The organism is Lewinella sp. LCG006 (assembly GCF_040784935.1).
GTDB lineage: Bacteria > Bacteroidota > Bacteroidia > Chitinophagales > Saprospiraceae > Lewinella.
Window position 1 is genome coordinate 1,240,971 of record NZ_CP160680.1, and the last position, 21,804, is coordinate 1,262,774.

Annotated in this window: 11 protein-coding genes; 3 read left to right on the top strand and 8 right to left on the bottom strand. The window is 49.1% G+C overall.

Annotated features, from left to right (window positions below; translation table 11 throughout):
• Positions 1-43 precede the first annotated feature (43 nt).
• The 3 genes from AB0L18_RS04335 to AB0L18_RS04345 form a co-directional block, all read right to left on the bottom strand.
• On the bottom strand, positions 44-625 hold the full coding sequence (locus AB0L18_RS04335) for a TIGR00730 family Rossman fold protein (RefSeq protein WP_367391357.1): 582 nt from the start codon (positions 623-625) through the stop codon (positions 44-46).
• A 387-nt stretch (positions 626-1,012) separates the two neighbouring features.
• Positions 1,013-1,465 (bottom strand): IS200/IS605 family transposase, encoded by a 453-nt coding sequence (tnpA, locus tag AB0L18_RS04340; protein ID WP_367391358.1) that lies wholly within the window; start codon positions 1,463-1,465, stop codon positions 1,013-1,015.
• Positions 1,466-2,169: 704 nt separating this feature from the next.
• A complete protein-coding gene (locus tag AB0L18_RS04345) occupies positions 2,170-4,449 on the bottom strand; it encodes a TonB-dependent receptor (protein WP_367391359.1) in 2,280 nt (759 codons plus the stop codon).
• 287 nt (positions 4,450-4,736) lie between these two features.
• On the opposite strand from AB0L18_RS04345, the gene AB0L18_RS04350 reads away from it, so the two are divergent.
• Positions 4,737-7,208 (top strand): DNA translocase FtsK 4TM domain-containing protein, encoded by a 2,472-nt coding sequence (locus AB0L18_RS04350; RefSeq protein WP_367391360.1) that lies wholly within the window; start codon positions 4,737-4,739, stop codon positions 7,206-7,208.
• Positions 7,209-7,210: 2 nt separating this feature from the next.
• Here the strand turns inward: AB0L18_RS04350 and AB0L18_RS04355 are convergent, their stop codons facing one another.
• Positions 7,211-9,556, bottom strand: a complete 2,346-nt coding sequence (locus AB0L18_RS04355; RefSeq protein WP_367391361.1) for a gliding motility-associated C-terminal domain-containing protein — start codon at positions 9,554-9,556, stop codon at positions 7,211-7,213.
• Positions 9,557-9,713: 157 nt separating this feature from the next.
• Here AB0L18_RS04355 and AB0L18_RS04360 point away from each other — a divergent pair, with 157 nt between their 5' ends.
• Positions 9,714-12,179: a DUF5686 family protein gene (locus AB0L18_RS04360; protein WP_367391362.1), complete on the top strand. Its 2,466-nt coding sequence runs from the start codon at positions 9,714-9,716 to the stop codon at positions 12,177-12,179.
• Between the two features lie 235 nt (positions 12,180-12,414).
• Here the strand turns inward: AB0L18_RS04360 and AB0L18_RS04365 are convergent, their stop codons facing one another.
• Together AB0L18_RS04365 and AB0L18_RS04370 are read right to left on the bottom strand one after the other, a co-directional pair.
• Entirely contained in the window at positions 12,415-12,966 is a 552-nt protein-coding gene (locus tag AB0L18_RS04365) for a hypothetical protein (protein ID WP_367391363.1), read from the bottom strand.
• Between the two features lie 135 nt (positions 12,967-13,101).
• Positions 13,102-14,232 (bottom strand): M50 family metallopeptidase, encoded by a 1,131-nt coding sequence (locus AB0L18_RS04370; RefSeq protein WP_367391364.1) that lies wholly within the window; start codon positions 14,230-14,232, stop codon positions 13,102-13,104.
• 308 nt (positions 14,233-14,540) lie between these two features.
• Between AB0L18_RS04370 and AB0L18_RS04375 the strand changes: the two genes are divergently transcribed.
• Entirely contained in the window at positions 14,541-18,689 is a 4,149-nt protein-coding gene (locus tag AB0L18_RS04375) for a hypothetical protein (RefSeq protein WP_367391365.1), read from the top strand.
• Between the two features lie 329 nt (positions 18,690-19,018).
• On the opposite strand, the gene AB0L18_RS04380 is transcribed toward AB0L18_RS04375, so the two are convergent.
• Together AB0L18_RS04380 and AB0L18_RS04385 are read right to left on the bottom strand one after the other, a co-directional pair.
• Entirely contained in the window at positions 19,019-20,203 is a 1,185-nt protein-coding gene (locus AB0L18_RS04380; RefSeq protein ID WP_367391366.1) for an acyl-CoA dehydrogenase, read from the bottom strand.
• A gap of 10 nt (positions 20,204-20,213) precedes the next feature.
• Positions 20,214-21,734, bottom strand: a complete 1,521-nt coding sequence (locus tag AB0L18_RS04385) for a helix-turn-helix domain-containing protein (protein WP_367391367.1) — start codon at positions 21,732-21,734, stop codon at positions 20,214-20,216.
• Between the last annotated feature and the right edge of the window lie 70 nt (positions 21,735-21,804).

Sequence of the window (21,804 nt, forward strand, 5' to 3'; positions counted from 1 at the left end):
TTTTCCTCAGAGGGTAGATGAATACGTATTCATCTACCCTCTTTTAGGTTTGCGAGCTGGTCATCCACTTCTTTTCCTGCGGCGGTTGGTAGTCCTCCATTTGTTGGAGCAACCCTGCGATCGTTTCATCCACCAGTACCATATCATGATTACTTTTCCGAAGCAGGCCATTGCTGACCATACTTTTCAATAGCCGGATCAGTTCGTCGTAATAACCATCCACGTTCAGAATACCGATAGGTTTCTGGTGGAGCCCCAATTGGGCCCAGGTCAGCATTTCAAAGAGTTCTTCCAGAGTACCAAAACCGCCCGGCAGCGCAATCGCACCCGAGCACAATTCATTCATCCGCTGCTTGCGCGCGTGCATACTTTCCACAACGATCAATTCAGAAAGCCCCGTGTGGGCAATTTCTTTACGCCCCAAAAAACCGGGGATCACGCCAATCACCTCCCCTCCTTCAGCCAGAGCACCATCGGCCACTGCACCCATCAACCCTACCTGGGCACCTCCGTAAATAACCGTAATCCCACGTTGGGCGAGTGTTTTACCCAGCAAGGTAGCTTGCGCAGCATAAATAGGCTTGCTCCCACTGCTGGAGCCACAAAAAACGGTGATGGATTGCATAAGACAAATAGCATAGATGAAAGATGAAACGCTAAGATAGTACGGATGGGAGATTTAGCAGGATTTTTGTCCAAAGGTCGAGTCATGAAAGGACGGAGTAGGTCGATGGGGAGGATCAGCGGAATGTCTTCCGCTAGTAGCATCTGGCGTCCTTTCAGGACTTTTAGCGAAGGGCCGAGTCCTGAAAGGACGACATATGCCGAGGTAGGATGCCAATCCTACCTCATGTATAGATTAGCCCGAGTCTTGAAAAGACGACAGATGCCCGGGTGGGATGTGGATACTCCCCTATGGGAAGAGGATTGTTGGGGGAGGACAGACGGAATGTCTTCCGCCGATAACGGATGCCCGGGTGGGATGTGAATCCTACCCCATAATGGACTTCAATTAGTCCCAAACATAACGCTCATCAAAGGAAACTTCATGTTGTTTGAGTAAAGAATAATATTCTGTCTTGAAGTCTTTCTTAGTGTGATGGGCCTTTTGGTTTTGGATATACCTAATGACAATACCCACTTGTTTTGGGTTGACGGAGAAGGCTCCATATCCGTTTTGCCAGTAGAATTCATCGAGTGAAGGGTGCTTGCTTTTTATCCACTTAGAAGAGTTTGCTTTTAGCTTTTGTAGCAGTTCTGCTAATGGAATATTCTTGGAGAGCATCGTTAGAATATGAACGTGGTCTGTATAGCCACCGACAGCCAAAACAGGGCAATCTAATGACTTACAGATTCCGCCAAGATAAGCGTGCAGCTCATTTTCAAAATACGGCTGTATTAGAGGCTGCCTGTACTTAGTGCTGAATACAATATGAATATAGTTTTTAACGAGAGATTGACCCATAAAACAAGGTTTTTAGAATAATTTTGATAACTACGAATAGATTAAATAGCAACTTAGGACAGTACGAGGGCTGTCGTTTGCAGGTATAGTCATTGAAGGCTATCGCTAAGAATTAGCGTTGTTGATGGAAGTGGAACTCCTACTTTTATGGTAAGTTGCCGAGAATGACACCTAAGTAGGGATATTGAGTTTGCTAAGATATGTATTTTTAACAAATTAATTATACACACTTTTGAAAAACACGCTCCTGTTTTTCTATTTATGCGAGGAGATGGACGGGGAGGTCGACGTCTATCGTTCCTTCGGGGGCTAATATATGTCGTCCTTTCAGGACCTTTAACCAAGGGCCGAGTCCTGAAGGGACGACAGATACCGGGGTGGGATGCTAGTCCTACCCCATGATATACACTAGCCCACAAGTCCTGAAAGGACGGCAGATGCTCGGGTGGGAGGTGGATACTACCCTTTGGGAAGAGGATTGTTTGGGAGGGAGGACCGACGGAATATCTTCCGCCGATAACGGATGCCGTCCTTTCAGGACTTTTAGCGAAGGGCCAAGTCCTGAAAGGACGACAGATACTGGGGTAGGATGCTAGTCCTACCCCATGATATACATTAGCTCGAGTCCTATAAGGACCACAGATACTCGGGTCGGATGTAAATTCTACACTATGAAGAATGATATTTCTCAACGATGCATCACCCTAAAAATACAACACCACTTTCCCGCGCAAGCTAAATGGAGCGCCCGGCGTAAAGTGAATCTCTTCCACTGCTTCTGTTTCACTGAAAAGGCGGGTTTCTGTAGCGAACTGCGCTTCGTTCCACTCATCGTTGAGTAAATTTTCTGCGCTCAGGCCAACGAAGTAATTGCGGCCCTGGTAACCCAGGTTGGCATCGAGCAAGAAATACCCCGAAGCCGTGAGGTTATTTGCTTCATCGGCTGGGCGGTCACCAAGCAGGCGGTAACGCAGAGAAGCTTGCCAACCTTCGGCAGGGCTATAGCTAAGTCCGCCGGTGCTGGTCCAGATGGGCGCCAAAGGAATACGATCAGCTGCTTCGGTTGTTTTGCTGCGGGCATGGGTGTAGGTAACATTGGCATCAGCAAAAAAAGCTTGGCCTATCTGCCAACGTGCCATGCCTTCCAAACCACGGCGGATGGTTGCTCCACTCGGTTCCACCACTCCTTCATCCCCCACGTAAACAAACTCTTGTTCCAGATCAAGCTGCCAGGCATTGATTTGCCAGACCAAGCTGCGGCCTGTTCTAAACAATGCTCCCAGGTCATAACTCACACCAGCAGGCAGGCTGCTCTTAACTTCCTGTTCCAAAATCAAACGGGTGTCATTGGAATGAAAACCTCGGGCGGCACGAGCATAAAGCTGCCAGCCATTGCTTACCTGGTAGAATAAACTCAATTTAGGACTGAGGATACCGTCGGTCGTTGATAGTTGTTCGTAAGCAGGCTTCAACTGGTCGAGATACTGAAAGCGGAAACGATCATAACGCAAGCCGGCCTGTAGACGAAGTGCTGGTAACAATTGTAAGTTGGCTTCCCCATAAACGGCGGCGTTCAACTCGGTCACATCACCCAATTGCACTTTTTCCAGGGTCGTCGTACGATTACGTGTGTAAGACAACTCATTATCATTGCTACGGTCAAAACGCAGCTGCCAGCCCAATTGCGCATTCAAGGGCAAGCCCAAAAACTCGGTTTGTTTGAGCAGTCGGCTACGGTAACCAAACAAATGGCGATCTTCTTTTTGGCGAATTTGATCACCGTTGACGGGATCTCTTTCAAAGAAGGTAAAATTGGAATAAAGCTCAAAATCGTATTTGCTGTAGAAAAACTGGGTTTCCAATTGCGTACTCGGATTGAGGATATACTGGTGCTGGATATTGGCATTGATGCGGCTGGTTTGGCCTCCTTCTGTATCGTCAATGGCTCCAAACCTGCTGATCAATCCCTGATCAACAGCCCGCTGAGGGATTTGACCACTGGCATCCCAGCGGCTGCTAAAGGCCGAGAAAGTAGCCGTAAGTTTTTGTCGGCCATCGAATGGATTATAGTACTTAGCAAGGGTATTGATTCGATAAAAATTCTGAGGTGACTCAAAGTATCCATCCGTAAAAATACCTTCCGAAGCGATATAGGCGCTTGCACTGTTCTCCCCTCCCAATGGCAAAAGATTGAGTCCGCTCACTAAGCGATAAGTATCAAAACTCCCCGCTTCAGCTTTTGCGAAATTTCTAGCCAGTCGGTTGGTCGTAGTCATCTCTACAGCACCAGCCGTAGCAAAATTCCCGTCACGGGCAGCATAAGGCCCTTTGCGTAAATCAATGGATTGAATAATCTCAGGGATGACGAAATGCAAGTCGGCATAACCTTGTCCGTGGGCATGACTGACCATGTTCACCGGCATCCCGTCTACTTGGATAGCTAAATCAGTGCCGTGGTCGATGTCAAAACCACGCAGAAAAATCTGCTCAGCTTTACCGCCACCAGCGTGTTGAGCAATAAAGAGTCCGGGCATCATGCGTAAAAGTTCCTGCCCATTGTTGACTGGCCGCGTCTTGAGGTCGACTTGAGAAATGGTGGCAAAAGGATCAATGGCTTTTGCGCTGATCACCACATCTGGCAAGTTGACATTTTCGGGTTGTAAGTTGATGCGAAGTGGCTGCGTGCTGTCGTCGGAAACCGTGATATTTTCCAACGTTACGGAGGCATAAGCCAGGTAGCTTACCCTTACCGAATACTGGCCCGCTGGTAAGCCCATGAAACTAAACACCCCCAACTCATTGGTGTAGGCAGTTTTGTCTTGATCTAGTAATTCTACGGTTGCACCTCCAAGCTCCAACTGGGTTGTAGCGTCACGAACAATGCCACTGATGGACCCCTTGTGGAGGTTGTTCCCTAAAAGGGAAAAGCTGACAAATGCAAAAAATACTAAGAAAGAGTACGGAAGGTAGATTGTTTTTTTCATCAGGTAAAAAATATTTTGGTGTACGTTTTTTAATATATACGCAGCTCTGATGTCCATTGGATGCCCAATCACGCTGAATATCGCATTTTGATCCGTGTTTTATCCTATCCGCCTTGGGGGAAATTTTATTTTGGTGCGTTTGCCCTGATCGCCGCACCACAAAATTGGCGGTGAAAGAAAATTCCTTATTTTTGCTTTTTACTTAGCAAATTGACGGAACTGCTCAAAGCATGCTTTTGCCCTGAGTTGTTCCGCCACATACACCTGGAAGCCGCAGAGGCACACCTATGGCGAAGAAGAAGAAAAAAGGTCAGTTAGCATTGAGGTTGGGGCTGAACGACGAACGAATACCAAAGTTGTTTGGCCTGCTTTGTTTGTTTATCGCGGCTTATTTATTTGTAGCGTTTTTCTCTTATCTATTCACTTGGCATATTGATCAGAACCTGGTCAAGACAAGGACGGGCTGGGACATTCTCAACAGTAATGCCGAAATGGCCAACTGGCTGGGGCGCTTAGGTGCCATTACCTCCAATTTTTTCTTTTATTGGTGCTTTGGACTTCCTTCTTTCCTCCTTGTCTACCTGTTGTTCAAAATAGGAAACAACCGCATTTTCAGACAGCCTTTCACTACTATAATGCCTACCATCAACTACACGATTGTAGCCATGTTGGTATCGGCGGTTTTTCTGGAATTCATCACCGGTGCTGCCAATTTCCCGTGGGGAGGAGCCGTGGGCGAAGGTATTGCCGATTGGTTGCAAAATTTTGTCGGCACCATAGGCTTGTGGTTACTCATCATCGCGGTGGTGATTGGTATGGTCACCTGGCGCACCAATCCCAACTTCAATGAGCTGACCCTTGATAAAATGCTGGAAGAGGTGGTTGATTACTTTAGCGACCTGACCAGCGGTGCCAGCTTGCGCCGTAAAAAGCGCGATGCTGCAGCAGCAGCACTAGCCAATAAGAACAAGCGCGCACTGGAAGCCGAAAATGATTTTGAAGACGACTACGGCGATGATCCCGAAGAAGGTGACCTTCCTGCCCTGCCAACCACCTTGCGCCCAGGTGGTAGCCAACTCGCTTTCGAACTCGCAGAAAAACGCAGAGCCGAAAAACCCTCGACACTCAGCGCCGGGGATTCAGAACTGGAAATTGAAGAAGCCACACCCGGCGCCGGCGGCGGTACACCTAGCAATCCTACCGGGCAGGCCTTACCTTTCCAGGAAGAAAACGACGATCATTCGGAACCCTACGACCCTACGCTCGACCTATCGACTTACGAATATCCTAGCGTGCAACTTTTGGAAGATTATTCCCACCAAAAGGTAGAGATTGATCGCGCAGAACTGGAAGCTAATAAGGATCAGATCATTGAAACGCTGCTTCATTACAAAATCGAAATCACTAAAATCAGGGCAACCATTGGCCCGACGGTGACTTTGTACGAGATTGTCCCTGCTCCCGGTGTACGTATTTCCAAGATCAAAAACCTGGAAGACGATATTGCGCTTTCATTATCCGCTCTCGGTATCCGTATCATTGCGCCTATTCCCGGCAAGGGAACCATAGGTATTGAGGTGCCGAACAAGAATACACAGGTCGTGTCCATGCGGGAAGTGCTCAAGCACGAGAAATTCAAAACGGCCAAGATGGACTTGCCCATCGCGCTGGGTAAAACCATCAACAACGAAGTGTTTGTAGCCGACCTGGCCAAAATGCCCCACTTGCTCGTGGCGGGTGCTACCGGACAGGGTAAATCGGTAGGGATCAACGCCATCATCATGTCGATTTTGTACAAGAAGCACCCTTCGCAGGTGAAGCTGGTACTGATTGACCCTAAGAAAGTAGAACTCTTTCCCTACAGTAAACTGGAGCATCATTTCCTCGGTTTCCTCCCCGGACAGGATGAACCCATTACAACCGAAACCAATAAAGTTATTCACACCCTGAACTCGCTCTGTATTGAGATGGACCAGCGGTATGATTTGCTGAAGAAGGCCTCTGCGCGTAACATCAAGGAATACAACGAGAAATTTGTCGCCCGCCGCTTAAATCCGGAGAAAGGACACCGCTTCCTACCGTTCATCGTGCTGGTAATTGACGAATTTGCTGACCTCATCATGACGGCTGGCAAGGAAGTAGAACTGCCCATCGGTCGACTGGCACAGTTGGCGCGCGCGATTGGTATTCACCTGGTGATTGCTACCCAGCGCCCATCGGTCAACATCATCACCGGTGTAATCAAAGCCAACTTCCCCGCGCGGATTGCCTACAAAGTAACGGCGAAAGTGGACTCTCGAACCATTCTTGATGGTGGTGGTGCGGATCAGCTTATCGGCCGTGGAGACATGCTACTGAGCGTTGGTGGAGAAATGGTACGTATCCAAGGTGCCTTCATTGATACCCCAGAAGTGGAGCGCGTCATTGATTTTATTGGCAATCAGCAGGGATACCCAGAGCCTTACCTGCTGCCAGAATTTCATGGTGATGAAGACATGCAGGGATCAGCCATCCTTTCCTACCGCGACCTTGACGAAATGTTTGAAGATGCTGCGCGCCTGATTGTCACCCAACAGCACGGTTCTACCTCTATGATCCAACGCCGCCTGAAGCTGGGTTACAACCGAGCTGGCCGAATTATGGATCAGCTGGAAGCTACCGGGATTGTGGGGCCATCAGAAGGTTCCAAGGCAAGAGAAGTGCTTGTTTACGACGAAATTGAACTGGAACGCTATTTGACGGATTTGCGGAATAAGTAAGACTAATCCAACAACAAAACATCCCCCGCATAATCCAGCGTCACACCGTCGATGAATTCTATTTCGGCAGACCAGACGAAGACATCACTCCCCAGGACTTCGCCCTTAAAGCGGCCATCCCATGCCTGGGTGGAGGAATTGGGTGCTAGCTCGCTTACTTCGTAAACCAAGTCTCCCCAGCGGTTGAAAACGCGAAACTTCATGATGCGTACGACCTCCGGGCCACCAAAAACAATCAATTGGTCATTGACGCCATCATTGTTTGGACTGAAGACATTCGGCACAAAGACGTCGCGTTTATCCAGCACCCGAATGGTGATCGAATCGGTTGTCGTGCAATCATCTATGGAGGTTACCGACAAGGTGTAAGTAATGGGCTGAATCGCCGTTAAAGTAGGGTTTGGACAATCTACACAGGATAGTCCATCCGCAGGCGACCAAAAGAAATTATCCAGCGGCACGCTCGAAATGGGGCGCAATGTAAACACTTCCGCCAACTCAATACTGGTATCTGCTCCTAGTTCAATGATTGGAATCACCCTGGCTTGCAAAATGTCGCTGACTGCTTCCGTACATCCATTGGCATCTTCGACTACCAGGGTATAGCTCCCAGCGCTGAGGCCGGGGTATTGTTGTTGCTGGCTAAAAACACCGCCATTCAGCGCAAACAGATAAGGAGGTGTGCCTCCTGAGATATCGCCGACATTGACCTCCCCAGTGTCATAGCCACCACAATCAGGATCAATAAACGCGGCAGTCATTGCTAGTGGTGCAGGTGCTATGAGGGTGAGCGAACTAGAGAGAGAGCAGCCTACGGCATCGGTTATTTGCACCGTATAAGTTCCGGCAGCTAAATCAGTTATCCCTGATGTCTGCTCACCACTGCCCCAATGATAACTATACGGACTGACACCACCCATCGGTAATGCAGTGATCGTTCCATCATCGCCATTGGCACAACTGAGGTTATAGCCCCCAAAGTCGCTGGGCTGTAAAGTTGCCGTGAGCAATGCGGGTTGGGTGACCTCCTGGATCAGTACCAGGTCGTTGCCAAAATCATCCTCAATCGTGATGAGGTAAGTTCCTGCCACCAGGTTGGAAATATTAAAAGGTGTATTAAGCGCATCCAAGGTGCCCGTCACTGCCATGGATGAACTCCCTAATTGTATAGCACTGAAACTAAAAGGCGGCGTCCCATTCATCACCGAAAAGGTAAGCTGTCCCGTTGCTTCTCCCCGGCAGACGACCGGTACCTGCCCAATAGTTCCTTCAATTTCGCAGACAATCAGCCCCAAATCCAGAATGACCGTGCTATCACAACCCAGGTAATTTTCAAGTACCGTCGTATGGGTATCCGTCGTAAAATAAGGAATACCGCCAATGAAGAGACTGTCGCCTTCGCAGATATTAGCCGTGAGGAGGGTTTCTGCTGATTCCACAACCGTAAGGTCTACGATAATTATGCTATCGCAACCCTCTGCGGTAGGAAAGTTAAACTCGTAAAAACCTTCCTCGCAGAGCGACAGTGAATCGTGTACCACGAAACATTCTCCGGAGCAGATAGCTTCCTGAAAGACGGTCGGTGCAGTAGCCTCTACCAAGATGCTTCTACAAACCGGTGGTGCTTCGTCACATGCGTTGGTAATCTGAAGACACAATTCAAAAACGCCAGTACCTGGCCAGCTGACCGATGCGCTGTCTAGCGTACTGATCAGCGCACCATTTAGTCGCCATTCGTATTCGGTGCCTCCCATCAATCCCGGAGTGGTGTAGGTTGTGATTAATTCCGGGCACGAAATGTTTGGGCCTTCGATGATGGGTGCATCATTGAGCGGTGCAGCTTCGGTGCTGCCTTCCACTACCTCCAGCGTCCAATCACAATTGTCGCCAAAGGCACCATCCATCACCAGATAGTAATACTGCCCAATTACCAAAGGTTCCGTATTGCTGATCAATCGTGGAATACCAGGTGAGACTATCGTTGTGGTTCCCCCTTCACAATTCGACACCCGCCGAAAATTGGTACAATTGATGCCTTCATACATCCCTATCTCCAAACCAGCATTCATCTGGCAGTTGGAGGTGGTGATCTCGATCGTAAGGTCTTCTGTACCTGCGATAAAAGCGATCCACTGCGCATTATGGACCACAATCGTACAGAAATCAGCGGGCGCCATACCGGGCACATTACTTTCGTGCCGCCCCGTAAAACCATCAATATCACAGATGACACAAGCCTCCATGCAGGTCGGTGTCATTGCTGGTGGATTCTCCGTACAAGGCATGGGTTGCAGGAAAACAATCAACGGGCAAAAAAGAATCAGGGTAAGGAGCTTATACTTTTTCATCGATCATGTGGGGTTAGTAAACAAAGCGCATTTTACCAAGTTAAGTAAATCCAAGTAAACAATGTAAAGCCTAAGACTAGGTTTGTATCATTGTAATAATCAAATGGCGACGGATACAAATCTAAGCTTTGATTCCCTATTTTAGTCTTATCTATCCATGAAGAACGTCTGCTTACTTGCTTTTTTATTGTTACTGACCGTGGTTCACCCTGGGGAGGAATTAGCTGCCCAATCCATTACTTATCAAGGTATTGTCCTTGATGCAGACAATGGCGAACCCCTGGTTTTCGTAAGCATCCAACGAATCGGAACCACCGAGGGTTGCTACACGGATGTAGATGGCAAATTCAAAATCCAGGCAGAAGCTGGCGACACTTTACGGCTGCGCTACGTGGGCTATACGGAGCAAACCTTCGTACTAAGTAGTACACAAAAACTTAGGCTTACCATGGCCACCGCAGGGCTTGTCTTGGAAGAAGTAATCGTTCGTCCTGAAGAAAATCCCGCCTGGCGCATCATTAGGGCAGCATTGGCAGCTCGAGACCAGCACGATCCTGCTAAAAAGAAGGGGTTTAGCTATGATGCTTACCACAAGACGGTACTGGGGATTGACACCATCTCTGTACCACCAAGCAAAGCTCATGAACCTAAAAAAAATGCAAAACGCGAAGCTGCTTTCCAGCGAAACGCTGCCCTCCAACAACGACGCCAGGACCTCTTTGCCAACGAAATGCAGCTGTGGGTAACTGAAACGCGAAGCCAACATGCCTTCCGGGCTCCACATCAAAAAAAGGAAATCATCATAGCCACCCAATCTTCTATGCCCAATGATTTTACGGGAGGCTTGAATCCTATCAACTTTCAGCCCTTCGGGTTTTACAAAGAAGTGATCAGGATGGAAATGACGGACCAAAACTACGTCAACCCCCTAAGTAAAGGAACCTTTCAGCATTACGATTTCCTCTTAGCTGATACCATTGTGCACGCTTCGGACACGACCTATGTTATTGAGTTTCAGCCTTTGCCCAACAAGTACTTCACCGCACTCAAAGGCGTCCTTTATATTCACACCGATGGATACGCGATCGAACGGGTAATCGCAACACCAGCTGATCCGCAGCAGAGCATCCAGTTTACCATACAACAAGAAAGTCATCGTGTCGGAGGTAGCTGGTTTCCAACCGTGTTACATGCTGATATTTTTTTTCAAATTAACCAGGGAGAACTCTTCCTCAAATATGGTTTTCGCAATCAGAGTGTACTCACCAACATCTCACTAGATCCTCCGCCGGCCAGTATTTTCAATCATTACTTAAAAGAAGTAAATCCGCTCACGGATGGGCTGGATGATAGCCTCCGATTATTGCCCCTGCATCCCAGAGAGGCCAATACTTACGCTTATTGGGATTCGCTTCCGGAACTAAAACCCGCCTATCGGATACTGAGTGCTTACAACGGCTTTATAAAGGTTATCAGTAGTGGTTTGTGGGGTACTCAAAAATTAGACTTGGTCGTACCAGATTTACTCAATAGTAATGTTCGCGAAGGTGTTCGACTTGGCGTAGGATTAAAGCCCAGCCCCGAGCTATGGCAAACTGGTTCAATCTATGCCTACGGAGGCTACGGTATTAAGGATCAACAGTGGAAATATGGTGGCGCATTCGAATTAAAAATCTATCCGCAACGCGATTTAAAACTGCGTTTCAGCTACCGCAAGGACCTGGTCGCACCAGGAAATATCGACTACCTTTCGAGTGTGAATAACCCCTGGTCCAATTGGACCGCACGCAACCTCATCCTGGAACGTCTTGATAACCAGGAGCAATTGCGGGCAGATTTAATCTTCCGCCCGCACGGTAGCTGGCAACTCAATTTTTATGCCCAAAAAGAAGTGCGCAGCCTCAACTACAATTATGCTTTTGGAGCCGATCCCTCCGAGGCGTTTTCAAAATACCAGACGGAAGAATACGGTACTCGCCTCCGCTGGGCACTCCGTGAGCGCCTGGTAAAGATGGACCAACTGGAAGCAATCCTTTACCCGGTTTTTCCTATTCTCGACCTGACCATCGCGCATCTCAGGGTGGACAACCGCTCTGCCCAACGAGTCACTGCCCGCTTGCAGCACGAACAACACTGGAAATTCTTGGGGATCACAGAGATAACCCTCGAAACGGGCTACCTGAGCCAAGCTCTCCCCTACCCTTATTTGTTCCAGGCGCCGGGCAACAGCCAGAATGGTGTAACCGGCAATGGCCTGTTCAATACGGCCGGTGTAACGGAATTTGCCCAGGAAAAATTTGCTTATCTTTTTTTCACACACCGTTTCGGTACCGTATTGGGGCGCTTAAAGACCCCCTATTTTCGTCCGGAATTACGCCTCATGCAGCAACTCGGCTGGGGTAAATTATCAACACCATTCCAACATCAGGGACTTGATTTTAAAGACATGCGGCACGGCTACTGGGAATCAGGCGCCGGACTCGACAACATCCTCCGGATTCCTTACTTCAAGGCCTTCTACATCGGCCTGGGAGCAAGTATATGGTACCGTTGGGGTGCTTACCACCTGCCTGTGCTCAAAGACAATGTGAGGGTGCAGTTTACTTTGAATATTTCGGCTTAGGGGTGTTCGTTCCGATGCTTCGGAACTCACGGGGGTGCTCTTCCCGACCATTTGGTCGGGCTTCGCGGGGGAGCTCGTTTCACTCGCGGTGTGGGACTCTTCCAACTCCTTCCCTTTTTGGCATTGGTTTTACATACGTCACAGGGTATGCCAAGCTAACGTTGAACTAGCAGTTAGGGACATACAATTTTGAGGAGTCTGCCAAGCTGCAAAATCTAGTTTAAAACATTGACACCTAAAAATCGTCGCTCAATTCGCTAGTGAGGTTAAGCTGATCAGAGGCTGTTGGATCAACATAGATGTTGTCCCAATAAAGGGTATTGTCACTCATCAAGTAAAAGATGCGATAGTAGCCAGGAGTGAAGCCCTCTAAATTCAGGGCAAAGCCTTGCTGATTGACAGTATTGGTCTGCACAACATTCAACGCAGCTACCTCGTCGGGTGAATAAGTAGCATTGTCGAGCAACAAGTTGTAATTAATATCAGCATAAGAGGTATCAACGGAGGCCGCAAAAATCCAGTATTGCTTTACATTCAGTCCAGCCGCACCAAAGTAGATGACATTTGCCTGTCCGAGCGCAGGGTTCGGATAAAAATCGACTTCTCCGGAGAAAACATTAGGATTGCCATAACTCCCGAGCGGAGCAGCATTGACATCACGGACGTTGATACCGGTTACGATTTCCAGTTGCAATTCTTCATCGTAAGGATCGGGCGTCACCGCTTCATCGTCTTGGCAAGTGGAGAATAAAAGCACCAGTAAAAGGAGGGGGAAAAGATTTTTCATAGGGATGTTTTTTTTGTAGTTCTCGGATAACGAATAAGACCGCTAAAACGTGTGTGCAAAGTCTGTTTATCCCTATACCCCCTCTACTTCCAGGGCACGAAGTAGCCAGCTACGGGCTTTCACCGAAAGTCCATGTCACTTCTTCCGTTGAATCACGCGCTCCACTGCCGTGCGATCCAGCAAACCCAAGATGCGGCCGTAGTGATCGAGCACGGGAAAAGCGAAGAGCTGGTGTTCGTCTAGTTTTTCGGCAGCGCGCAGGAGGCTCTCCTCCGGATGCAGTCCCTCCCATCGAGCTTGCCCCACCAGCGTAGTGATGGCATTGTCTGCGTACTCATCCAGGTCTTTGGCCAACAGCGATTGCTTACTGGTGATGCCGTGAGGTTGTTGCCACTGGTCCAACAAAAGAATGGGCTGATCCGGCCACTGCGCAATTAGCGCGCGGGTAGCCGCCAAGCTTAACCGTGGCGACAGATAAAGTCGTTGAAAATCTGCTCGCAAATAGTCCCGCACAATGGCCTTGGAAAGGCGCTCCCGGCGGCGTTGCACCTGAATTTCGGCTGCCGCCATACTGAAGATTAATACGGCCCCTACCGCAAACACGACATCGCCTAAGTAGATGCCAGCAGCCAACAGCACTGCTCCGCCCCACATGCCAATGCGGCCAGCCATCACCGTAGCCCGTGTGCGGGAAAATCGCTTACTGAGCACCGCCCTCAGTACTCTGCCTCCGTCCAGCGGAAAAGCAGGAATTAGATTGAATGCTCCCAACAAAAGATTGAGGGCAAAAAACACGACGACCAGGTACTCCCAAATGCTGGCGTCAAAAATGACAAAGTTGCCATTGGGCTGCAAAAACAACTGTAGAATAAGCAGGTAATCTTCGTTGCCACTGTACCAAATAATCGGTACCATCAGCCCGGCCAAAAAGAAGTTGACAGCGGGTCCGGCCAGAGCAATGCTTATTTCTTCGCGGGGTACTTCGGGCATTTTCTCCAAAAAAGCACCGCCACCAATGGGGTAAAGTACAATCTTTTCGGTTTCAATGCCCCAGCGCCGAGCTACCAGCGCATGCCCCAGTTCGTGCAACAACACTGCCAAAAACACCATACTGATCCACACCAAAAGCCACTGAAAGTTGTCCCAATTGAAGCCGTAGCCCGGCACCCAACTGTCGTAAGCCAACCACAGCCCTACCAGCAAAAAACTCCAATGAAATTGAAGTGGCACCCCCGCAATACGACCTACTTGTAGACTGGTTTTCATGTCCTTGTTCTTGCGCCAAAAATAAATGGAGCATTCGTTTTTGCACTGTTCTAACAGATGCCCTTAAAAAGCATAATGGTGCCCAGTACAGAAAAACGTTTAAAGATAGAATTAAGTTCTCAATTCCCGGGCAACCTGCCTGCACGGGAAGCATCCGCCCGAGCAAGCAGACTAGGCTACTCTCTACGCACCTTCAGAATCATGCAATCAGGAACCTGATTTTTCCAAAAATGTACCCTTCGACATCCGCTATTTCCAGCTATTTTTAGCACCAGCTACTTGAAGCCCTTACCGTCAAAAGTTAAAACATGAAACGCGCGCTACTCTTTTTCAGGTTATCCCGCAGATGGCACAACAATGGGCTGCTCTTCGCACTATTGGGATTGACATCGGTACTCCATGCCCACATCAACCCCAACCAGCACAATCGTCCTGGGCCTGAACCTTCGGAGCAGGTATCGTTCCGGGAAAATTGCGATAATGCTGTTGCCCAAATCGATCAACAGATCAACAACGTACGTGCCCGGCTAACTACTGGTGGCGACGTATGGTGGAACGGTAGTGAGGGGCATTACATTGTCCCGAAACCACCTCTGGGTGTACCTGAGGTGTCGGCTATTTTCGCTGCGGGAGTATGGCTTGGTGGCCGTGACCCGGGAGGTAACTTGAAAATAGCAGCCCAGACTTACGGTCGCAGCCTTGGCAACTTTGACTATTACCCTGGCCCGCTTTATCCAGGTGCAGATAACTATCCTAGTGGTCCGTTGGCAGACCCTCGCCGTGGCAGAACTGGCCGTGACACCTGTGCACAGTGGGATAAGTTCTTCACTGTAAGTGGTGTGAATGTAGACACTCATGTCAAGGCATGGCGGCAAGCGCGAGCACAAGGAGCAACTACACTGGATCCAGCAAACATTCCAGACGATATACTGGGTTGGCCTGCTCGCGGCAACCGTTTTTTTGCGGGTATCCACCAGTTCCGTTTACCGGAAACCACGCAGGGGCTTGCCGGTTTCTGGGATCAGGATTTTGATGGGTTCTACGAACCGGATGAAGGAGACTACCCCATCGTTGAAATGCGTAACTGCCTGGCATCCGAACCACTATCTAGCCCGGATGAAATCATCTTCTGGATATACAACGATGCTGGTAACGACCACCGCGAGACTGGTTCTCCGAATAAAATGCAGATGGAAATCCAGGTGCAGGCCTTCGCCTACCAGACCAACGATGACCTCAACAATATGACTTTTCAACGGTATAAGTTGATCAACCGGGCGATTGAACAGCTTGATAGCACCTATTTCGGGATGTGGGTCGATCCTGACCTCGGCTGCTACACCGACGACTACGTAGGTTGTGATGTAGACCGCAGCTTAGCCTACATCTACAATGCCGATCAGTTGGACGGCACCAACGGTTGTGTCTGTGACCAGGGGGTTAATACCTACTGCGACGAAATCCCCATTATAGGCATTGACTACTTCCGTGGCCCATTGAATGAGTTGGGCGAGGAATTGGGAATGTCGTCTTTTACGTACTACAATAATACCGGTTTTATTCCCGGCCCCACAAATGACCCTAATACGCCGCAAGAATATTACAACTACCTATCAGGTCGCTGGCGGGATGGTACTCCACTTACCTTTGGTGGAGATGGCTATCAAGAGGATGGCCCCATTACGCGTTACGCTTTTGTAGACCCACCCAACGATCCTGATGGCTGGTCGATGTGTGCGGAAGGTCTGCCCATAGGTGATCGTCGTACCATCCAGGCTTCGGGGCCATTTACCCTTTTTCCGGGTGCGGTCAATGAGTTGATCGTGGGCGTAGTTTGGGTGCCAGACCAGCAGTATCCTTGCCCCAGATTAGACCGCCTCTGGAAAGCAGATGACCTGGCACAGGACTTGATCGACAACTGTATCCACCTACCCATAGGCCCTGACGCGCCAAACGTAGATTGGGTCGAGCTTGACCGTGAAATTATTGCCTTATTCTCCAATGATCCATTTTCTTCCAACAACGCATTTGAAGGATACCAGGAGCAGGGTTTGAGTATCCCTAGTGGCCAAGATAGTCTGTATCGTTTTGAGGGGTATAAGTTGTTCCAGTTCGCAGGTCCAGAGGTGTCTTTGGCGGATCAGGATGATCCTGAAAAAGTGCGCCTGGTATATCAGGTAGATAAGCGCAACGGTATTGCCAAAATCTTCAACTGGGAGGCGTTGAGCCCAAGGGATAATGAGACACCCACTGACGAGCCCTTCTTTGTTCCTGTACTAAAAGTTGATGGTGCCAACGAAGGCATCCGTCACACCTTCCACATCACGGAAGACCAGTTTGCAGAAGGTGATCGTCGTTTGGTGAATCACCGAAAATACTACTTTGCTGCTGTAGCCTACGCACACAACAACTACCTGGAGTTTGACCAGAACCGTCAGAGTGAAGACCCTGGTCAGGACACCCCTTATCGAGAAAGTGACCGTAATATCGGTGATGGTGAGAACGGTCACTACACGGTGATTCCACGCATGATCCTTGATCGCAAGCTACAATCCCAATATGGAGAAGGCCCTGTTATCACTCGAATTGATGGAGTAGGTACGGGCGCTAACTTCCTCGATATCTCAGCTGACACGCGCGAAGAAATCGAAGCATTGATCCGTGATGACAATGCCGCTGCCTTCAGCGGTGAGGTTACTTACCAAGCTGGCTTTGGCCCGATCAATGTACAAATATTCAACCCACTTGAGGTGGTGGATGGGGAGTACGAATTGACTTTCGTTGACAACAACCTGGCTAACGCAACGCTGGACACACCAACAACCTGGGTACTACGCAGCCTGACCAACGCTGGTGCCCCCGTGATCACTTCTGAGACTTCCATCGCAGACTTGAATGAGCAAATCATTCGTGAGTTTGGGTTTTCGGTAACGGTGGCACAAGTTCCAGATGCGGGGACATTACCTTTTGTGGTGGCGTCGAATGGTGCCCGTGGCTACGAGGAGGAATACCGGAACCCTGATGCATTGCCCTGGTTCTTTGGTATCCGCGACAATCTCCCCATCCAAACGGGTAACCCGGTCTTTGATGCAGCGGTCTATGACTTCATGGCTACCACCAATTCCACGGACATTGATTTTGAATTGGATCCCAATCAGTCCTTTTCAAAGCTCGGGAATGGTTTCATGATACCTTACTACCTTACTAACTGGCGCGATCATGAAGGTGGTCTGCCCTATTTGACGCCAGCTTGGGTAAATTCAGGGAACAGCAATAACATCGTCCGTAACCAGACCTCCTTGAGAACCTTAAACAACGTGGATATTGTCTTCACGAACGACAAGTCGCTATGGAGCCGTTGTGTAATTGTAGAAACGATGAACCCTGCTTACGAGGATGCCGGGTACTTTGCCGTTGGGGAGCGTAAAATGTTCGACTTGCGTGCCGATCCGTCCGTAAGCAAGGAGGCTGGTGCAGATGGTTTACCCGTACCAGATGCCAACCCACCCACTGGAGAGGAAGAAGGTATGGGCTGGTTTCCTGGTTATGCAGTAGATGTAGAGACCGGCCAGCGCTTGAATATTTTCTTCGGGGAAAACTCTGTGTACGACTGTGATAATCTGTCAGAATTAGGGCTTGATCCAGCCTGTAACTCACTTACCGAAGTGACCAATTCGGGTGGTGATATGTTGTTTAACCCGCACAGTGAATTCTTTCTTCCATCTGCAACTGCTACCGGAGGTGTAACACCGTTCAACTACGTATCTGGTGGCCAGCACTTCCTCTATGTGACCAACCAGTCCTATGATCGCTGCGCTGAGCTTCGTGTGCGCCTTGGTGATGATAATCCACTACGCAAGGTGGCTGTGCTTCGTGATCTGACCTGGTGTGGCATGATCGTATTGCCTCCAGGGCGCCAGCTATTGAGCTATGCTAATGGTTTGATTCCTGAAGATGTGATTGTGAAACTGCGGGTCGACAACGCTTACCAGGTACAAGAAGGGACAGGGGAGTTGAATGGTTATCCAACTTACCGCTTTACGTTTGAAGGCAAACAGCCTGCAGCTTTGGATAAAATCGGTCTTGCTGATGCCCTGCAAGCTATCCAGGTTATCCCCAACCCTTACTATGGGTTTTCTGAATATGAAAATACTTCGTTTGAGAACAGGGTAAAAATTTCAAACCTTCCTGCCAAGTGTACCGTGACCATCTTCTCGCTGGATGGTAAGTTTGTCCGAAAGTACGAGCGAGACGAGGTCGGTGATGTACCCCGGGGTACCAACCGCGCAATTGATCGTAATCAAATCACGCCTGACTTGGAGTGGGATTTAAAAAACTTCCGCCAGATTTCTATTGCTAGTGGCGTTTACCTCATCCACGTAACAGCTCCTGGATTGGGAGAACGCACACTGAAGTGGTTTGGCGTCAATCGTCAGTTTGATCCTTCAGGGTTGTAGTGCTGGTTGAGGTATCATCTGGTTAGATCATATGCACAAAACGGAATTTTGCGTATATGCTGATCAGGAACGGGTCGCTCTTTGGCAGAAAATCTTAAATCAATCAACACTGCTATGAAGGCGAACACCGTTCCCTACCCAATCGTATGATCGTATTCGTACGATCAGCATGACTACCAATCGTATGATCGTATTCGTACGATTAACCCTACCAGTGCGCAGGCCGTAGGCCGGAAGGACAAGGGATGGCCGGAGCCATAGCGACAAACAACCCGATGCCGGTAGGAGCCGCCGCAGCAACGCCCCTACCAGCATGGCCCATAATGCTTTTAATGCTCAGCAGTGGCACCCTCCGCTACTGGTAAATAAATATCGCCTTGGAGGACCCCCCGGCTGATGACAATCTGTTGCACCTCAGAGGTGCCTTCATAGATCTGGGTGATTTTCGCATCGCGCATCAGGCGTTCAACGTGGTATTCTTTGACGAAACCGTAGCCACCGTGAATTTGTACGGCTTCTACCGTGTGCTTCATCGCTACTTCTGAGGCGTAGAGCTTGGCCATGGCGCTCGCCTGCGTGTAGTCCATGCCATTGTCTTTCAGCCAGGCGGCACGGTAGACCATCAGCTTGGCGGCTTCGATGTCCGTCGCCATCTGGGCAAGTTTGAAGGCAATGGCCTGGTGCTGACTGATGGGTTTGCCGAAAGCTTCGCGCTCTTTGGAGTAGGCCAGGGCTAATTCGTAAGCACCGCCAGCGATGCCCAGAGCTTGTGCAGCGATACCAATACGGCCACCAGCGAGTACCTTCATCGCAAATTTGAAGCCAAAACCATCTTCGCCGATGCGATTCTCTTTAGGTACTTTGACATCGGTGTACATGATGGTATGGGTATCGGAAGAACGGATGCCCAATTTATCTTCTTTGGCACCAATGACCACCCCATCCCAGCTGGTCTCGACGATAAAGGCGTTGATACCACGGTGCTTTTTCTCGGGATGGGTTTGGGCGATGACCAGGTGTACGCTGGAGGAACCGCCGTTGGTGATCCAGTTTTTGGTGCCGTTCAGGAGGTAATGATCGCCCATATCTACGGCGGTAGTACGCTGCATGGTAGCATCACTACCAGCTTCGGGCTCGCTTAGGCAGAAGGAGCCGATCCACTCACCGGTCGTCAGTTTGGGAAGGTATTTCCGCTTTTGCTCTTCGGTACCAAAAGTCTGAATTCCCCAACATACGAGGGAGTTGTTTACGGACATGATCACAGAACAAGAATTATCGACTTTGGATATTTCTTCCATCGCTAGAACGTAACTCAGCGTATCCATCCCACTGCCCCCGTATTCGGGGTCGGACATGATGCCAAGGAAGCCCAGCTCGCCCATGGCACGCACCTGTTCCTTGGGGAATTCCATTTTACTATCGCGTTCTATGACGCCGGGCTTGAGTTCTTTTTGGGCAAATTCACGTGCGGCTTCCTTTACCGCCAACTGTTCTTCTGTCAATGAAAAATTCATAATCGTTGCTTTATTCTTGGTTTAATTTGGTCAAACGGGCATCAATGGCTTTCAGGCGATTTTTTTTCTCTACGATAAGTGGGCTGATGGCACGTTCCGAACAATCGGAAACGGCACATCGTTCACAGGTTCGGTTAACTTCCCGCGTTTGAATGGTTGGATCATTGAGCCATTTTATCTGTTCTTTAACGTCATCGTTGATCAACAATCCCAGGGTTACGCTGACGTTGTGCCTGCCAGAATTTTTGGTACTGACCCGACGGTTATTTTCCGATACCCCCGGGCGTGCCAACGTGATGCAAAGGTACTCGTCTTCGGTACCCATAAATCGGGAACGCTGGGCACGTACGATGGTACTTACGTATTTGCCCTCTTGTTGCATGGCACCCAGGTCATGTAGTAAAGACAAACTCACCCAACGTCGGCAATAATGTTCGAGGATAGCATTGCCGTGAGGGTGGTGGCGTTTGCTCAAGTGCAGCTCCCGATCGATTTCAAAGTGGTCTTCCTCGGGGTCGTGTAAGAACCGTAGAAAAAACAACTTGGGCATATTGAAATAACGCGGAATCACATTGGTCAGGCGATGAAAGAACATCTCCGGACTGGCCTCGTAGGCTTCCATAATTTGCAGAAATGCTTTGGCATCCCAGCGCTCCAATGCAAAAAACGATTTCATGTCTTTGACAAAAGGCTGCAAAGGCAGGTGGAGTGCTACCGAAAAATAGGTAGCGAAAGCGTGATTAAGCACCTCTTCAAAAATATGAGGGCGCAGGATGCTGGACGTATACGAACGCTCTTTCAGTTTCAACACCTGGAAACCGATCTCTTTACCGTATTGGAAAGCCAGGGCCATCGGTGCTAAGGCACTATTGAGTAAGAGTTTACGATTCTTGGGTAAAAAAACGGAACGTACGCCCTGCATTTCGGGATATTCATCCAAGCCATCCATAACCAGCTCGTAATCAAAATCGTTCTCTAAAATATCAGCTAGTCGAGCCGGAGCTAGTGGCCGTTTGGCATCCAACTGGTGTTCTTTGATGAATTGCTCAACAGCCTCTTCGATATTTTCGAAGTAGTTGTTGTTAAGTTCGAGGTAGGCGCGGAGGGCCGCAAAAAAGAAATTCTCTTCGCGCAAGGCGTAAGAGCGGGAAAGCTCCAACAAGGTAGAAATGAAGGCTCCTACCCTCAGGGGAGCGTTGGCAATGATTTCGGCGACCTTGCCCAATTCTATCCCAAAGAGATCGAGGGGCAGCTCGTTGAGGAAGTTGGATTGCAGTAACTCCGTGACGGGTGCTAGTCTTGCTCCCATCTCTGAGCTGCGCAATTGTTGCTCATCGGCCTCTAAGGCGAGCGCCAGGGCCGTGATCTTGTCGTCTTTTGGGAATTTTTTTCCTTTCTCTATTTCATTGAGATAAGAAACGGACATCCCTGTGGCTTTAGCCAACTCGGCGAAACTCAAGCCTTTATCTTGTCTTAATTGCTTGACTTTCAGCCCGAAAATTATTCGCTGGTGAGGGATTTTTCCATTCATAGTACACAAAATTACACCCTTTTTAGCGAATATTCGCTAGTTAAGAAGAGATTATTTTGCTTCCCTAACC

What these genes read in the sequence shown, in the direction of transcription:
- AB0L18_RS04335 (WP_367391357.1), bottom strand. Translation starts at nt 625, where the DNA reads ATGCAATCCATCACCGTTTTTTGTGGCTCCAGCAGTGGGAGCAAGCCT.
- tnpA (WP_367391358.1), bottom strand. Translation starts at nt 1,465, where the DNA reads ATGGGTCAATCTCTCGTTAAAAACTATATTCATATTGTATTCAGCACT.
- AB0L18_RS04345 (WP_367391359.1), bottom strand. Translation starts at nt 4,449, where the DNA reads ATGAAAAAAACAATCTACCTTCCGTACTCTTTCTTAGTATTTTTTGCA.
- AB0L18_RS04350 (WP_367391360.1), top strand. Translation starts at nt 4,737, where the DNA reads ATGGCGAAGAAGAAGAAAAAAGGTCAGTTAGCATTGAGGTTGGGGCTG.
- AB0L18_RS04355 (WP_367391361.1), bottom strand. Translation starts at nt 9,556, where the DNA reads ATGAAAAAGTATAAGCTCCTTACCCTGATTCTTTTTTGCCCGTTGATT.
- AB0L18_RS04360 (WP_367391362.1), top strand. Translation starts at nt 9,714, where the DNA reads ATGAAGAACGTCTGCTTACTTGCTTTTTTATTGTTACTGACCGTGGTT.
- AB0L18_RS04365 (WP_367391363.1), bottom strand. Translation starts at nt 12,966, where the DNA reads ATGAAAAATCTTTTCCCCCTCCTTTTACTGGTGCTTTTATTCTCCACT.
- AB0L18_RS04370 (WP_367391364.1), bottom strand. Translation starts at nt 14,232, where the DNA reads ATGAAAACCAGTCTACAAGTAGGTCGTATTGCGGGGGTGCCACTTCAA.
- AB0L18_RS04375 (WP_367391365.1), top strand. Translation starts at nt 14,541, where the DNA reads ATGAAACGCGCGCTACTCTTTTTCAGGTTATCCCGCAGATGGCACAAC.
- AB0L18_RS04380 (WP_367391366.1), bottom strand. Translation starts at nt 20,203, where the DNA reads ATGAATTTTTCATTGACAGAAGAACAGTTGGCGGTAAAGGAAGCCGCA.
- AB0L18_RS04385 (WP_367391367.1), bottom strand. Translation starts at nt 21,734, where the DNA reads ATGAATGGAAAAATCCCTCACCAGCGAATAATTTTCGGGCTGAAAGTC.